The organism is Paraburkholderia sp. RL17-347-BIC-D, assembly GCF_046027915.1.
In the GTDB taxonomy this organism is placed as follows: domain Bacteria; phylum Pseudomonadota; class Gammaproteobacteria; order Burkholderiales; family Burkholderiaceae; genus Paraburkholderia.
In genome coordinates this window covers 97,550-113,414 of record NZ_JARESS010000021.1, presented here as the reverse complement: position 1 = coordinate 113,414, position 15,865 = coordinate 97,550, and the positions used below count along the sequence as shown (strand labels likewise).

Annotated in this window: 13 protein-coding genes; 9 read left to right on the top strand and 4 right to left on the bottom strand. The window is 59.5% G+C overall.

The window, feature by feature from the left end; genetic code table 11:
* Positions 1-634 precede the first annotated feature (634 nt).
* Complete coding sequence (locus P0D96_RS26185) at positions 635-2,674, top strand: arabinofuranosidase catalytic domain-containing protein (RefSeq protein ID WP_408316197.1); 2,040 nt, start codon at positions 635-637, stop codon at positions 2,672-2,674.
* 400 nt (positions 2,675-3,074) lie between these two features.
* Here P0D96_RS26185 and P0D96_RS26180 read toward each other — a convergent pair whose 3' ends face one another.
* Positions 3,075-4,319 (bottom strand): MFS transporter, encoded by a 1,245-nt coding sequence (locus P0D96_RS26180; RefSeq protein WP_408316195.1) that lies wholly within the window; start codon positions 4,317-4,319, stop codon positions 3,075-3,077.
* A gap of 356 nt (positions 4,320-4,675) precedes the next feature.
* Here P0D96_RS26180 and P0D96_RS26175 point away from each other — a divergent pair, with 356 nt between their 5' ends.
* Entirely contained in the window at positions 4,676-6,850 is a 2,175-nt protein-coding gene (locus P0D96_RS26175; protein WP_408316193.1) for an alpha-galactosidase, read from the top strand.
* Between the two features lie 408 nt (positions 6,851-7,258).
* Here the strand turns inward: P0D96_RS26175 and P0D96_RS26170 are convergent, their stop codons facing one another.
* On the bottom strand, positions 7,259-8,206 hold the full coding sequence (locus P0D96_RS26170) for a LysR family transcriptional regulator (protein WP_408178635.1): 948 nt from the start codon (positions 8,204-8,206) through the stop codon (positions 7,259-7,261).
* A gap of 140 nt (positions 8,207-8,346) precedes the next feature.
* Here P0D96_RS26170 and P0D96_RS26165 point away from each other — a divergent pair, with 140 nt between their 5' ends.
* Together P0D96_RS26165 and P0D96_RS26160 are read left to right on the top strand one after the other, a co-directional pair.
* Positions 8,347-9,234 carry a TauD/TfdA dioxygenase family protein gene (locus P0D96_RS26165; protein WP_408316191.1) on the top strand — a complete coding sequence of 296 codons (888 nt, stop codon included), beginning with the start codon at positions 8,347-8,349 and terminating at the stop codon, positions 9,232-9,234.
* 4 nt (positions 9,235-9,238) lie between these two features.
* Positions 9,239-10,360: a mandelate racemase/muconate lactonizing enzyme family protein gene (locus tag P0D96_RS26160; RefSeq protein ID WP_408316189.1), complete on the top strand. Its 1,122-nt coding sequence runs from the start codon at positions 9,239-9,241 to the stop codon at positions 10,358-10,360.
* A gap of 48 nt (positions 10,361-10,408) precedes the next feature.
* Here P0D96_RS26160 and P0D96_RS26155 read toward each other — a convergent pair whose 3' ends face one another.
* Positions 10,409-10,675, bottom strand: a complete 267-nt coding sequence (locus P0D96_RS26155) for an ArsC/Spx/MgsR family protein (protein ID WP_408316187.1) — start codon at positions 10,673-10,675, stop codon at positions 10,409-10,411.
* Between the two features lie 184 nt (positions 10,676-10,859).
* On the opposite strand from P0D96_RS26155, the gene P0D96_RS26150 reads away from it, so the two are divergent.
* The 3 genes from P0D96_RS26150 to P0D96_RS26140 all read left to right on the top strand — a co-directional run bounded on the left by P0D96_RS26150 (position 10,860) and on the right by P0D96_RS26140 (position 13,498).
* Positions 10,860-11,777 (top strand): TauD/TfdA dioxygenase family protein, encoded by a 918-nt coding sequence (locus P0D96_RS26150; protein ID WP_408316185.1) that lies wholly within the window; start codon positions 10,860-10,862, stop codon positions 11,775-11,777.
* 76 nt (positions 11,778-11,853) lie between these two features.
* Positions 11,854-13,251: an MFS transporter gene (locus tag P0D96_RS26145; RefSeq protein ID WP_408292021.1), complete on the top strand. Its 1,398-nt coding sequence runs from the start codon at positions 11,854-11,856 to the stop codon at positions 13,249-13,251.
* Between the two features lie 25 nt (positions 13,252-13,276).
* A complete protein-coding gene (locus tag P0D96_RS26140; protein ID WP_408316183.1) occupies positions 13,277-13,498 on the top strand; it encodes a hypothetical protein in 222 nt (73 codons plus the stop codon).
* Positions 13,499-13,504: 6 nt separating this feature from the next.
* On the opposite strand, the gene P0D96_RS26135 is transcribed toward P0D96_RS26140, so the two are convergent.
* Positions 13,505-14,383 carry a LysR family transcriptional regulator gene (locus P0D96_RS26135; RefSeq protein WP_408178643.1) on the bottom strand — a complete coding sequence of 293 codons (879 nt, stop codon included), beginning with the start codon at positions 14,381-14,383 and terminating at the stop codon, positions 13,505-13,507.
* A 257-nt stretch (positions 14,384-14,640) separates the two neighbouring features.
* Here P0D96_RS26135 and P0D96_RS26130 point away from each other — a divergent pair, with 257 nt between their 5' ends.
* Both P0D96_RS26130 and P0D96_RS26125 read left to right on the top strand, forming a co-directional pair.
* Positions 14,641-15,444 (top strand): sulfite exporter TauE/SafE family protein, encoded by an 804-nt coding sequence (locus P0D96_RS26130; RefSeq protein ID WP_408178644.1) that lies wholly within the window; start codon positions 14,641-14,643, stop codon positions 15,442-15,444.
* A gap of 100 nt (positions 15,445-15,544) precedes the next feature.
* Complete coding sequence (locus P0D96_RS26125; protein ID WP_408292028.1) at positions 15,545-15,826, top strand: UxaA family hydrolase; 282 nt, start codon at positions 15,545-15,547, stop codon at positions 15,824-15,826.
* The last annotated feature ends 39 nt before the right edge of the window (positions 15,827-15,865 follow it).

Sequence of the window (15,865 nt, the reverse complement as noted above, 5' to 3'; positions counted from 1 at the left end):
CCGCGCGGTGGTTATGTGTTATTGAACGTTACAAATTGATTAAAGCGAACGTTTTTTGTTGACCGACAACTTTAAGAATAATTGCGTTGCGATGCTGCATCGCTTCTCTTGATAGAAAATTGCATTTACAGCCGACCCTGCTTCATCAGCATCCGCTAGCACGGCCGCGCACGACGTACCCTGACGTGTAAGCCGGGAAAACCAGCGCTGCGCATGGGACACGATGGCACCACGGAAGCGGGCGCGAGTGAGTTGGACGACGCCAAACCATTCAATTATGAAAGGTTCTTTATTAGCAATAATATTGACACAGGACCCTGTTATGCCCATTGCAAATCAGGATTCAACGGGCGGATAGCTTGAATTGCGGCGCTGCAGCTAGGGGATTATCCTGAGATGGTGAGGCAATATTGTTGACTAATATTATTAATAGTTGAGATCGCTGGCGCCTGGCCGGCATCGTGCTCCCTCTGCCTGGCGAGTCGCGTCACGCAGCAGAACATTCTCCAAATCGCCGGGAACGAGTGACGGTTCCGCACACTATCTGCTTGATCGGTGATGATTCGCTGCAAATCAGTTTGCATAACTAAGTTTATGAAGTCTAACCCGAAGCGCGGTTTGATAGGAGGAGGTCATGATGTCCAGAGGAGTTGGATTGATTTCTGTTTTGCTGGCGGCGACTGTTGCACTCGCTGCATGCAATGGAGACAGCGCCGGCACATCTGCGGCGCAAGGCGTGGCGAACACGAGTGCGTCACCGACGTCATCAGCGAACATTGCATCGCAGCCAGATAGCAGTGCAGTAACGGAAGCGGCGAATGCGCTTCCGTTACCTTGCGACACTGCCGCAGCGGCCAACACACCGTGTTCCGCGGCTCACAGCGTGACACGCTTACTGACAAGGAGTTATAGAGGCCCGTTGTTCCAGCTTCAACGGGCCTCTGACAATGCAAAGCAGGACATCTACCCTTATACGTCGAGCACCTTGCCGAACGGCGGCGATCGGCAGCAAATCGGTTCGGCCAATGTCAGAAGCGCAAACGCGTTCTGCAACGATACGTCCTGCGCCGTCTCATACATTTACGATCAGATCGACTCAGTTGCGGCCCTCAAGGGAGGCGCGTTTGGTAACGTGCCCGCCGTTCTCACACTCAATCAGGACGGCACAGAATCACTGACCCTTGCGAGTAGCGCTTCAGGATCGAAGAAGACGACGACCGTACCGGTCATCAACGGCTTTGCGACGATCACGCTCCCAGGAACGGGTGGGACACTGACTGTGCAGTTGTCGCAGCCACCCACCGCGCTGACCGCGCAGTCGCCCACTTTGCAGGTATCGATCGGTAACGATTTGCCGGCGCACGGCACACCGGCGAAGCTGGGTTTCGTACCGCTCGAAGGCGCGCAGATTCCAGCGCTGAATACGTTGGGGGGACAAGCCTATCGGAACCGGTTCGGCACAGTGAACCAGTCGATCGGCGATACCGAGATCGCCGAGTATATGGTGGCCGGCGCACATTACAGCCAGTCCTCTACGTGTTGCGGCACGTACGGAAACATGGAGAACAGCGCTAACCCCAGCACCTTTGCTCATGGCGAAATCGAGGGCGAGATGTTTGCGCTGGCGTTCTCAAACGGCAACGCAGCGGTGTTCGGCTATTGTGATGGTGATTCGAATCAGCCACCCAATGCGAAGGATCCGGTATGTAACGGACTGGATACCAACTGGCCGGGCGTCGATGCCGAGGCGGGGGTCTATCTGTACGGCCCACAGCAGCCCAAGAATGAAAAGTTTGTCACGGTACTTTCCAAGTATTCGCCGGTGAACGCATCGAATATTTTCGTCGTCAAGGGCGGTTCTGCTTCGCAGAGCGTGCTCACCCCGCTCTTTGATCAGGCTCCGCCAGAAGCCCTTAACTTTGGCGGCGATGCGGGCCATGCCTTCAACGGACAATGGCAAGGCGGTCTTTCACTTGGTGAAGGGGGCGACGGCAGCGCTGCGCCGATTCAGTTCTTCGAAGGCGCGATCATCACCAAGGCGACATCCGACGTGACGGACAACGGGATCCAGTCCAGCATTGCGAGCTTCTACGGGCCGCCGGCCAATAAGACTTCGGCCGCCTGCTACGCGAACAATCTGGTGAATTCGCCGCTGAGTCTTGCAATGCCAGATGCATGGAGCCAGCAAAATGGCGGCACGGCTGTGCCTGCGACTGATATCAGCGGGAACAGCAAGCATGCGGCGACGGTCATCGGTACGAATGGCTCGTCGGTTGCGAATATCCGCGAAATCATCCGGGTTCAGGGCGGCCAAACCTACAGTTTCACGGACTACGTTATGGCTACCTCCAACGCGACGGTCTTTCCTGGCGGATCGATCCAGACCGATGACTCGAGCGGCACGGAATTCGGGTGGGTGGTCAACACGAATACGGGGCAGGTCGTGAGGGGAACATGGGGCGCCGGACAAGCGACCTCGCTGAGCGCGGTGCGAGCGGGCAAGTGGTGGAAAGTGACGATGACCTTCACCGCGCCTGCGGGATCGAATAACGCATCTGTCTTTATCGATCCGCCCACGTCGAGCGCCGCTGGAAACCGATCGCAGCAAGCGGCATTTCTCAGCGCAACGCATTATTGCCCAAGCCTGGCAATTCAGACTGCTTCAGGAATGTAGCGTTCGAAGTGTGCGAACGGTGGCGTCCAGCGCATGGGCGCCACCACGTTGGTCGACGACGCACTGGACAGCGGTGACGTTCGCACACCGATGGCCGCGAATGTCAGGTCTCACTGTCAGCGAATGAGCGCTCCCAACCCAACTCAGACGTTCCTGTCCTCGCAATCAACGGCCGGTTCTCGATCGGAATCGGACGCTGCATCTGTGCTCGAGCGCGTGTGCGAACTGGCCGGCAAGGGGAACGCCTTCAAACTTGCCTGGGGTACTCAACGCGCTGGCGACACAAATGGAGCCAAACGCGCAAGTACTGCGTGCCGCGCCATATATCCGCAGAGCAGCCCGCGCCGTCGAAGGACTGCCTTAACGGGACGGTGAAGCGTGCGAAGGGACTGGCCGGAAATCAATACACCTTGAAGCTTTCGGTGCTTGCCATCAATGCCAGTCCAATAACTGCTATACCCGCGAAGAGCGCTGGCAGCAGAAAGACATGGGGAAGGCCCAGGAATGCGACCCCGAAACCGCTCGCGATGCCTCCCAACGCCGAGGCGAGGGCCGTCGAGCTCATGAAGATTGCCGACGCCGTCGCTACCGCGTTGGGAAGCAGGCGTTGAGCGACGATGATGCCCAGAACCATAAATATGCCCCAAACACCACCCATGAGGATCTGTCCGGCGAACATGCCCGCTGCAGACGACCAGAGCGCAAAGCAAAGATTGGCAAACACCCCCATGGCGGCCGCGATACACATCAACCACACGTTGCCAAGCTTGCGGCCCAGCCCGATGCTGAAAGGCATGATGAGCAGCTCGATGAATGGCTGTGTCCCGATGACCGTTCCTCGTACAGCCGGGCCTAGCTTGAGGTGTTCTTCCATGTAGATCAGCAGGAATCCGTACTTCACTGGCTCCCCTGCGTAGAGCATGACGAAGAGTCCTGTGAACGTCAGCAGTGGAAGCGTGGCACGTAGGCTGGAGTGACGCGCGGGCTCGCTCGCCGACGCCGGCTTGATCTTGACGGTTGGGTTCAGCGTTCCGAGAGGTGCGATCTGTAAAAGCATGCAGATGGCGGTCATCCAAAGCATGGGGCGCAGGCCATAGGCAGCCGCCACCCACGCTCCCAGCACAGGCCCGACGATCCATCCGCCGGTAAGCGCCATACGGATAATGGCAACGACACTTTCATTTGCGTCGTCGGGCTTGTCGCTGAGTTCATCGTGGACAGCCGCAAAAATTTGCGAGGCGGTAGCACCGGAAACGGCCAGCAAAGCGACCGAAATGATGAAGGGTATCCAGACCGAAGTAGAGACGGCCAGCCCCGCCCAGCCCACAAAGCCCGCCACAGCACACATGCGAAAAAGACCGAGGCGATTCCCTGTGTGATCAGAGTAGCGGCCGACGAAATACCCCGCGACTGGAGCTGCAAGGCTGGTCAGGTAATAGAATCCCGCCAACGGCAGCGAGGCGCCGAGTTCCTTCACCAGGAACAGAACGATCTGTGGTGCAGCCGCCGACGCGCCGAGACCCGACAAAAACATCGCAATGGTTGCGCCGAGAAAAAGCCTCGAAGCTGCAACTTGACGCAATGCAGATTTACTACCGGTTCGGTCAGACATCGTGACAGATTGACTACCGCGTTGGTCAGACATTGTGAAACGCCCCCCGGTTATGTTCCTGAACTTGCTCGGCAGCGACGGTCCGTGCGGCCCGCACACTGGAGACTATCGCGACCGCTTCTCGATTGCTATAGCCAGGTCGAACTGGTCACTTCCGCATTTGCCGAAACGACGGACTGAGGCTTGAAACTGCAAACGCTTCGGCAGTCCGTGTACTCGTTTATAGCGGTCATTCGATTTTATCTTCTACGCATAAATTTCTGTAACCCTAAATATTCCCACGTGCTGGGATAACAAAAAAGTTTTTGGAGTTCCTGAGCGGACCTGAATATAGTCACTCCCGAAAACAGCCCTGCCGCAAGAGTCAAGCGTTCAACCAGGAGACAGACATGAACCTGCTCGTGTACAGACGTTGTGCCGTTTCGCTGTTAACCGCATTAACCGTGAGTGTGTCGCTGGGCTTGTCGGGTTGTGGCGGCGATGCGCCGGGCGGTAGCGGCGCCGTCGCCTCGGCGAAGAGTCAACAAGCCACGGCGGCCTCTGCCGCGCAAAGCGAATCCGCGGCGCAGCAAAGCCGCCGCCCCTCGCGTCAAATCGCCGTGGTGCCGCCGCCAATGGGATGGTCGTCATGGAATAGCCTTGCGGAGAACGTGAATTACAACACGATCAAGGCCGAAGCCGATGGCCTTTCCGCACTGAATGCGCAGCTAAAATCCGGCGCGCAATACGAGTACGTGAACACCGATGAAGGCTGGTGGACCTCAGGGGCGAGGGATGCCAACGGCAACTTCGTCATCGACAACACCCAATGGCCGGGCGGCATGCAGGCCATCGCGCAATACATCCACAGCAAGGGACTGAAAGCGGGCATCTACATCGACGCCGGCCCGCAGGGTTGCGGCACGCGAACCAACGGCACGCATTTCGTCGGTAGCGACTTCGCGCACTACGATCACGACTTCCTGCAATTCGCGCAGTGGGGATTCGACTTCGTGAAGGTCGACTTCTGCGGGGGCGGCGCAGCCGGCTATGATCCGCAACAAGCCTATACGGCCATCGCCGATGCGATCGACAAGGCATACGTGCAGACCGGCCACCGCGTGACGCTCAGCATCTGCGACTGGGGAACCATCGCCAGCAACAGCACGTACCCCGACTTCAACGAGGGACCGTGGGCGTGGGCCGCCGGGGTTGGCGGGATGTGGAGAACGACGGGCGACATCTATGGGCCGAACAGCGGCGCGCCGAACTTCGGCAGCGTGACCGGCAACTTTCTTGGCAACTATCACCCCGAGGCCCAGCACACTGGCTTCTACAACGACCCCGACATGATGGTGGTCGGTATGGGCATGACGGCGGTTCACGATCAGGCGCACATGAGCCTGTGGGCGATCGCCGGCGCACCGCTGATTCTCGGCGCCGACCTGTCGAAGCCGCTGACCGTAGATACCACGCAGTTGACGACCAACACCGACGTCATTGCGGTCGACCAGGACCCGCTTGGCACACAAGGTGTAAAGGTCGCACAATCCGGCGCACAGCAGGTGTGGGCGAAGCTTCTCGCCGGCCAGGGACAGCGTGCTGTCGTGCTGTTCAACAACGGCACGACGGACGCGCCGATGACGATCACGTGGCAGCAACTCGGCTTGGTGCCAAACGCGCGTGCGATGGTGCGTGATCTGTGGGCCGGCAAGCAACTCGGCTCGTTTGTCACTTCGTATACGGCGCCCACGGTACCCGCGGGCGGCGCCGTGATGCTCTCGGTAAGCGGACAGGACGTCGCCGCGAAGACCTACCAGCCGACTTCACTTGGCGGTGGTGCATCGTATACGCACTGCCCGGACTGCGACGGCGGCAGGATCGTTCGGGGACTTGGCACGGTAACCTTCGGCAACGTCGCATCAACCGGCACCGGCGGCTACGTTGAGATTGCATATGCGAACCGCTCTCGCGACACGTTGACCGCACAGCTTTCGACGAACGGCGGCCAGACGACCACAGTGGCATTTCCGCCGACCGGCGGCGAAGGGCGAGTTGGCACGGTCACGGTCTATGTGCCGCTGCAGCCCGGGGGTAACTCGCTGACGCTGTCGAGCGCGGACAGCACCGCGCCTGCGCCCGATATTGGCACAGTGTCTGTCGTCGCCGGCCCGGTGACGCTTCCGCCGTTCAAGGCCGCCTACGAGGCAGAAGCGTCGAGCAGCGTACTCGCCGGTGGCGCGCGTATTTCGGCATGCGGCGTTTGTTCGGGCGGCTCGGACGTCGGCTATGTTGGCAACGGCGGGACGTTGACGATCAACAACATTAGTGTTCCCGCGGACGGCACCTACACCGTGTTGGTGGGTTATGCGAACGGCGACTCGGCGCCGCGCTCCGCGGACATCAGCTTTAACGGATCAACGCCTGTCACTGTGTCGTTTCCGCCGAGCGGTGGGTGGAGCACCATCTCGACTCTCGCTGTGACGGGCACATTCAAGTCGGGCAACGCGAACGCGCTGATCTTCTCGAACCCTTCGGGTTGGGCACCGGACATCGATGGCGTCGGCGCGCCGGCAGCGCAGTAGCTTCAGTTGAAAGACCTGCGCCGCCGCGTCCTGCGGCGGCGCAAACGTCAAACCAGGGAGACGCGCAACGTTGGGTGCGCTATGTGTGAGGCCGCAGCGGGCGTCGCCAGGGGGCGAGCTTGCCGCTCACTCTTCGGTGCGGTCGATAGCCGCAGCGCGAATCGTGTCTGCTGTTCCAGTTGGCGTCCGTATGGGGCCGAAACTGCCGGATGTCCAACGGTGTGATGCTGAACGTCCGTAGGCCGGCCCATCGCGGCCTTTCGCTTTCGTGTACTACCTCTCACGATAGCGATTTTCAAGGCATGCGGAATACAAGATGCGTCGCCGGCGGCAGCGCGGGGACGATCAGATTGCTGTTCGCTGTTTCAAAGGACGATACGTCCCATCACGGAAGCAATCGAGCACCACTCAGCCCAAAGCCAACTCGCCCGCCGTTTCCTGCAGCAGCTTGCGAAAGCGCTTCAACACGGGTTCTTCGCGCGCCGTTAACCGCGAGCCCAGCATGATCGGGCTCGATGGCAACGCGCTCTCGATCTCCAGAATGCTCAGCATGCCGAAGCGCATGTAGCGCCGGGCGATCGACTCCGGCGCGATCGACAGGAGCCGCGTGTGTGCCACCACTTCGATATTCGACTCGAACGAGCGTGTCTCGAGCACTGGCTCGATCGGCGGCAGACGACGTCGCGTCCAGAATAGATCGAAGGCGATACGCGAGGTCGTGTCGGCATGCGGGAGCGTCCAGTCGAGCGCAGCCAGGTCGGCAAGCCGCAGCGGCCGCGCGGATAGCACAGGATGGTGGTTTGAACAGACGATTACGGTGCGCTCCGCATATAGACGTTCGATCTTCACCTCGTCGCTCTTCACCGTGCTGGCGCAGCGCAGGATCGCGAAATCGAGTTCGCCTGCCTCCAGTAGTTCAAACAGCATAGTCGAGCTGCCCTCGATCACCTTACAGCGGAATGCCGTGTCGTCGGTGCCAGCTGGATCGTCTGCGTGCGTCCCTGCGTACATCCGCGCATAGAGCGGCGGGATCAGCGTATGCATTGCGCGGGGTATGCAACCGAGCCGGACCGGCAACCGCGCGGACGCGGCGCTCGCGCTCAGCCGGTCCATCGCGCGCATCACGGAGCGCGCTTGCGCGAGCACGGTTTCGCCGAGCAACGTGGGCTGGCTTCCTTGGCTCGACCGTTCGAAGAGTCGTGTTCCCAGCCGGCTTTCCGCATCGGCGAGCAACCGTGAGAGCACCGGTTGCGCAACGCCAAGACTGCGCGCAGCGCGATGTACCGAGCCACCATCACCGATGGCGATCAGGGCTTCGATATGACTTCGTTGCAGTGCCGCAGGAGATCGCTTCATGACATCACCATCCGAGGGTTGATGAGGAGATATGAAAAAGGTATCACGTGATGCCTTGAATATCTCATTTACGCTATTACAGGTACTGACTATATTGATCTGCATTCGAAAGGCAACCGTAGAAAAAGGAGTGCAAATCCATGGCTCATTTCACTGTGACTCCGCTCGGCGATGCGCTCGGGGCCGAAATCTCCGGCGTCGATCTGTCGGCACCGCTGGCGGCAGATGTGATCGACAGAATCAAACAGGCATGGGCTGACCATCTGGTTCTCCGGTTTCGCGGTCGGATCTTGACCGATCCACAACTGCTCGCATTTACACGTCATTTCGGCGAGCTCGATCCACCGGGGCCGAATCCTTACGGCAAGCCGTTTCTGTCCGAATTTCCCGAGATCAACGTTATCTCCAACATCAAGAAGGACGGCGTCCCGATGGGCAACCTCGGTGACGGCGAAGCGGTATGGCACTGCGACATGACGTACATCGAATCGCCGCCCCGTGGCGCGCTGCTCCATGCGCTGCAGATCCCACCCGAAGGCGGCGACACGTTCTGGTCGAACATGTATCTCGCGTGGGACGCGCTGCCGGACGCGATGAAAATGCAGATCGACGGCAAGCGCGCGATTCACGACGCCACGTACAACAGCGCAGGGATGATGCGCAAGGGCATGCAGGAAGTGACCGATCCGCGCAAGGCGCCCGGCGCGCATCATCCGCTCGTGATCCGTCATCCTGAAACGCAGCGTCCGGCACTGTTTCTTGGGCGGCGGCGCAACAGCTATATCGTCGGCATGGATCTCGACGCGAGCAATGCCCTGCTCGATACGCTCTGGGCACACGCGACGCAGCCAGCGTTCACGTTCCGCCAGGTCTGGCAGGAGGGCGATCTGATTATGTGGGACAACCGCTGCACGCTGCATCGACGCGATTCGTTCGATCCTTCAGCGTCGCGATTGATGCACCGTACGCAGATCAAGGGCGGTAAAGTTGCGCCCTATGAGCCGGCCAATCTCACAGTAGCATCCTGATCATATGGACGAACTTTATCTGCCCATCAAGAGCGTCGACGTGTTCGGCGTCGCTGTACCGCTCGTCGGCGCTGGGTTCAAGAATGCCTATACGACCAAGACGACGCAAAAAAGCGCGATCGTGCGTCTTACGGCCGAAGACGGCTCTATTGGTCTCGGCAATATCGATCCGTCGCCAGGATATTCGGTTGAGACCGTCGAGGAGTCGCTTACGGTCATCCGGCGAGCGCTGGCGCCATGCGTCAAAGGCATGAATGCCGGTAACCCGCATCGCCTGATCGATGCGATGGATCGCACAATCGACGCGTATCTGGACGCCAAAGCGGCCATCGAAATGGCCGCAGTCGATCTTCTGGCGCGGCATCTGGGCATCCCCGCGCATCAATACCTGGGCGGTGCTGTGAAGGACACGGTCAGCTTCAATGCGTGGGTCGGTATCGTGTCGCCGGGTGAGGCAGCCGCCGAGGCGCGGAAATGGTTCGATGGTGGTTTCCGCTCGGCCAAGATCAAGGTGGGCGGCGGCATTCACGCCGATCGCGACCGCCTGATGGCCGTGCGTGCAGCTGTGGGTTCCGGGATGGCGCTGCGAGCGGATGCCAACGCGGGATATAGCGTGGAAGACGCGATCGCTCTCGGGCGACTGCTCGAGCCGGTGGGTTTGCAACTGCTCGAACAGCCGGTGGCTGCGGAAGATCTCGCCGGCATGGCGAAAGTGCGGCAGGCGGTCGGCATGCCGGTGATGGCCGACGAGTCGATCACCGACTATCGCAGCCTGATCGACGTAATCCGCGCTGACTGCGCCGACATCGTCAAGCTCAAGGTGATGAAGCAAGGCGGCTTGCTACGCTGCCGCCGGATGCTGGAAACCGCGACGGCAGCCGGTATGCCCGTAGTGATCGGCCACGGCTTCGGGCTCGGAATCAATACGACTGCCGAAATAATGCTCGCATGCACCAGCGACAACGTGCTCGACGGGCTGGAATGTGTGGGTCCGCTAAAAACAGCGGACGACATCGTGACCGCCAAGCTCGATCTGACGCGCGGCCACCTTGCGGTGCCACAAGGGCCGGGGCTTGGCGTGACGCTGGATGACGAGAAAGTGCGGCGCTATCTGTTCGACGCGTGACCGACGTGATACATGCACGGGCGTCAGACGCACCGCGCGCCGGATAAATCAGATGGGCTGAAGCAGCGGCGCCACTTCTTCGGCCGGGCGGCACAATTTGATGCCGTGCGGCGTGCGGACGATGAGCCGGTTCATCAGCACCGGATTGGGCACCATGAGTTCGACGATGCGTGCGTTCGATAGCGATACATCACCAAGGCGAGGGTCGGTATAAGCAGGCTCCTGGATACGCAACGACTCGCGTGGCGAAAGCTGCATGTCGAGCACCTTGCGCGACGTGCTGCAAGCCGGATTATGAAAGATGGTGATGGTCATGGTGTCCTCGTCCAGTGAAACGCTGCACGATGACTCAAGCCTAGTGCGATTACGCGATCCGCGGTCAGCGCGCTGACCTGCAGGAGCGTCATACCGGCCTGCCAGAAAAAGTTGAATAAAACGGATGAGTAAACCCGCATGGGCCGCGTTCCGGCGCTCGTCGCAACAGTTCAGGAGACACATCATGTCCGCTCCAACGCTTGCAGGCACCGCGCTCAAGGTCACGCCACTTGGTGAAGCCCTCGGCGCGGAGATCGAAGGCGTCAATCTGGCGCTGCTCGACGATGCGTCATTCGTGCAGATCGAACGCGCATGGGCCGACCACCTCGTGCTGCGTTTTCGTCGACAGCAGCTGAGCGACCGTGATCTGATGCAATTCAGCCGCCGCTTCGGTGCACTGGACCCGGTGCCTATCCGCGCGAGCGACGTGATGGATCACACGGATCCGCGCCTCGCCATTGGTCCGGAAGCACGCGAATACGTCACCATCATCTCGAACGTGAAAGTGGACGGAATGGCGATCGGCGGCCTCGGCAACTACGAGGCGCACTGGCACACCGATATGTCGTACAACGACACGCCGCCCAGCGCAAGCCTGCTGTATGGCATCGAAGTGCCGCCCGAAGGTGGCGACACGTCGTTCTGCAACATGCACCTCGCGTATGACACGCTCGACAAGACCTCACGCGAGCGCGTGCGCAGTCTCACCTGCGTGCACGACGCATCTCGCAACAGTTCGGGCGAGCTGCGCCGCGGCTTCGCCGATAACGCCGAGCCAACCCGGACCATCGGCGCGCGGCATCCGCTGGTGCGCGTGCATCCCGTCACCGAACGCGCGTGTCTTTTCCTCGGACGCCGCCGTAACGCGTATATCCCGGAGTTGCCGCTCGACGAGAGCGAACGTCTTCTCGATTATCTATGGGCTCACGCGACTCAACAGTGCTTCAGCTGGACGCAGCAGTGGCAGAAGCACGACCTCGTGATCTGGGACAACCGCTGCGCGATGCACCGGCGCGACAGCTTCGACGACCGCTACGAGCGCGTGATGCACCGCACGCAAATTCGTGGCGCGACGCCCATCGGGTACGCGAAGGAGAAGTGAGTCCTTCAGACGCAGGTCCCTACGACAACTATCCCCGACCGGTCGCCGTCCAGGTCGGATACAGGGAGGAGACAAAATGGATAACCAGCCGCCGTCACCCGCACTTTTGCTGGCGCGTTTGCAGCGCATTCCCACCACCTGGCATAGCTGGGTGATCGTGCTGCTCGCTGCGGGTGCGCTCGTCATCGAAGCGCTTAACATCGGCAGTCTGTCGATCACGTTGCCGATCATCCGGAAGACCATGGCGTTGACGCCGCGCGACACCGGCATGCTCGCCGCATCGTCGGCGCTCGGCATCGTCGTCGGGATGATCCCCACCGGCTATATGGCCGACCGCTTCGGCCGCAAACGACTGCTGATCTTCGGTGTCGTGTGGTTCGCGGGTGGCACTGCGATATCCGCATTCAGTCCGAACTTCGCGACGCTCGTGATCCTGCGCGGACTGACCGGCTTCGGCATGGCGCCGGCATTCATCATGCCCTACACCCTCACTTCCGAAATCGTCTCGGCAACCACGCGCACCGCGTTCGCCGGACTGCTGGAGACAGCGCTCGGCATCGGTTATCTGCTGCCGCCGACTATCGGCATGGCCGTGATTCCGCATTTCGCGCCCGAAGTCGGCTGGCGCGTGTTCACTTTCCTGTGCGGCTTGCCCGTCGTCTACGTCGTGCTGATCTGGAAATTCCTGCCAGAGTCGCCGCGCTGGCTACATCGCGTTGGGCGCTATCACGAGGCCGACGGGATCATCTGCCGGTTCGAGGCCACCGCGGAACGCAAGCTCGGCGTGCGTCTGCCGTTGGCGGTGGTCGACGAGGTGACCGAGAGCGCCAGCGTGAGCGGTCATGCTGCACCGAAATTCTGGTGGTCGCTTGGCGTGGTGTGGACACCGCCGTATCTGTTCCGCACCATCGTGATGACGATCGGCGCAACGAGCCTTTTCTCGATGTTCTACATTTCGGTCAACTACCTGCCGTCGATTTTCATCGAGAAGCACGTCGTGCTCGAAAGCGCGCTCTTTCTGACGCTGATCACCACGGCCACGCAGATTCCCTGGAAGATCATGAACGGCATTGCCGCCGAGCATTTCGGGCGCAAAAAAGTGTTCTTCGTCTATACGGTGCTCGCTGCGATATCGACGTATGAATTCACATTGGCTCAAAGCACGCTGGCTATGGTGCTGTGGGGCATGGTGATGTTCTCGTCGTCTGGCGCGTCGCCGTCGTTCAAGATGTGGTACGCGGAGCAATACCCCACACGGATCCGCGCAACCGGACAGAGCGTGGTCGAAGGCCTTGGTGGGCGCTTCTTTGGCGGCGTGGTGTGGACCGCTGTATTCCCAGTGTTGCTGTCGAACGTCGGCCTGCACGTGTCGATGATGATCGGAGTCGCGATCATGATCGCCGGCATGCTGATCGTGACGATCTTCGCGCCGGAAACTGCAAATCGAACCGTGGAATCATTGGAGGCAGCTTGAATGTGCGGGTGCGGCAGCCAGCCAGATGCTGGCTCTCATCGAAGCAGGTTTGCTCCGGCGTTGTTGCATATCGTGGATTCAAGTAACGGACACACCTCATGCCTGCCCGCAATCGCCGCGCCTCGTGCGATTCCTCGACGACGGCTCTGACGTCCGCGGCAAGATCGGCCTGCTGCACCTGCAGGTCGCGATGGCCGCTTTCCGCAAGGCTGATCAAGCGCGGATCCTCGATCAGACGCGAGAGTGAGTGCCGTCAGCCTTGATCAAAGTACTTCTTGATCGCTTCAGTGAAGTTCATCCGCCCATGACTGGCGCGCTCGAGCAAGCCGACATGTCGTCGAACGTCGACGCCTTCGAGCGGAAATAGCGCCAGCGCATCATCCTTTTCCCACGCGACATTCGCCAACTTGGGGACGATCGATATTCCGAAGCCCTGACGGACAAGTGCAATGATCGCCTCGATGGAGTTCAACTCCATGGCTTCGTTCAATTGCACAGCACAACGCTTTAGTACGTCCTGGACGAGAATGCCGGTCCACGTGCTTCTTTCGAATCTCATGAACGGAGCCGTTTCAAGCATCGCTCGCGGGTCCTCCGGAAGTTCGAAGTGAGGACATTTCGGCGCGATCAAAACCATTGGCTCAGAGTACAGCGGACACCATTTCAGGCTTGACGGAATCGGCCTTGGCGACTGCGTGACCACCGCAGCGTCCAACTCTCCACTTTCGACCTTTAGTGCAAAGTCGCTCGACATTCCTGCCAACAAATGCACGTCGAGGCTAGGGTAGCGGCGCCTGATCGACCACAACGCATCCGCAAAAGCGCCCATTAGCGCAGATACCAGTGCCCCAATAACGACGGTGCCGGACATTTCTCCTCCGCTGACGGAAGCCTCCAACAGTTCGTACTGACTCACGACTTGCTCGGCGCGGCGGACTAGCGACCGACCGACAGGATTCAGCACTACGGCTCGCGCACTTCGATCAAAAAGTTGAACACCCAATTCATCCTCAAGTGATCGAATCTGCAGTCCGACCGCAGCCGGCGTCAAGCCAACGACGTCCCCTGCGGCCGCGAAAGTCCCGCAGCGAGCAGCGGTGAGAAAGATCTTGAGCGTTCTGATCGACGGCATATCGGCCTTGGTATCGGGGCAATTAGAAAGCAGACCTTTCTCTTAGATCAATAATTACTCGGTTTTTCTTTATGTGAAGCCCGATCATAATCGTTCCAACAGAAGAGGAAAAGCCCCATAAAACACGGAGACAGCGCCATGGATACGCAAGTCCATGCATCAACATGCACCAACGACGGGTCATCGATTCATGGCCCGTTTGATACTCAGGTCCGCGAACGGGCGTTCGCTTGCGCCTTTTCTTTGGCGTAACGACAGTGATTGATTTCCTCTCGCAAATGCCCGATTCGCTTATAGCGGCGACGGGAGTGGGCCTCCAATCGGTCGATCTGCTCATAGCTGGGATGAGCGTCGCCGCAGGGTATTTCGTCTACGGATTAACTGGCTTCGGCTCGTCGATTGTCGCGGTACCGGTGTTGACGCAGGTGGTGGCCTTGAGAACGGCGACACCCGTGCTGCTGATCCTTGATCTCGCAGCCGGACTCCTTGTCGGCATGCGCGGCATTCGACTCGTGTCGAAATCTGAACTAAGCCGTCTGATGCCCTGGTTGTCGATCGGATTACTGGTCGGCGTCTTTGTCCTAGTGGCGGTGCCCGAAAGGCCACTGAAGTTGCTATTGGGTTCGACCCTTCTGGTTTATTCGGTGTGGCGTCTAGTTTCGCGGCAAGAATTCAGCACGATCCGAACAGCATGGTCAGTGCCGCTCGGGCTTGCCGGCGGTTGTTTGACGGCGATATTTGGAACTGGTGGCCCTCTCTACACGATCTATCTGGCCGGCCGGCTCAACGACGCTGAACAACGCAGAGCAACGATCAGCACGCTTATCACGATTACAGCGCTCTTGAGGCTCCTGTTGTTCAGTGCATCAGGCCTATACAAAAATCCTGAGGTGTTGACGCTCGCGCTCTGCCTGTTTCCTTGCGGTGCGGTTGGTCTGGGTCTGGGCGCGTGGTTTCGAGGAAAAGTCTCGGCGGGAAAGCTGCTCAAAGCGCTCTGGTTCGTGTTGCTCTTATCCGGCATCAATCTCTGCACGAGAACCGTATTGAGTTTCTTCCTTTAAGAGGCTGAGCATGCGACGAATTTGAAACGAGGATCCCGGTGCTTCGCTGGTGCCAGCAAGAAATAGATTAAGTAAACATGTTCACGATAGGGAGTGGAAAATGATTCACGCCGTTTTGCATGAAGCTAAAGATACGGTCGGTGTTGCCGTTGTCGAAGGTATTACCGCAGGGACGAACCTTAACGCCTGGATCATGGACGAGGATGAAATCGTCACAGTCTCGGCAAAGCAGGACATTCCCATCGGTCACAAGGTCGCTCTGAAAGACATGGCCGTTGGCGACACGGTGTTCAAGTACGGCGTCGACATCGGCAAGGTGGTCGCGCCCATCACGGCGGGCGAACACGCTCACGTGCACAACATCAAGACGAAGCGCTGGTAAGCCACGCACCCGGCATCAGTCAATCAACGCATTCCCCAT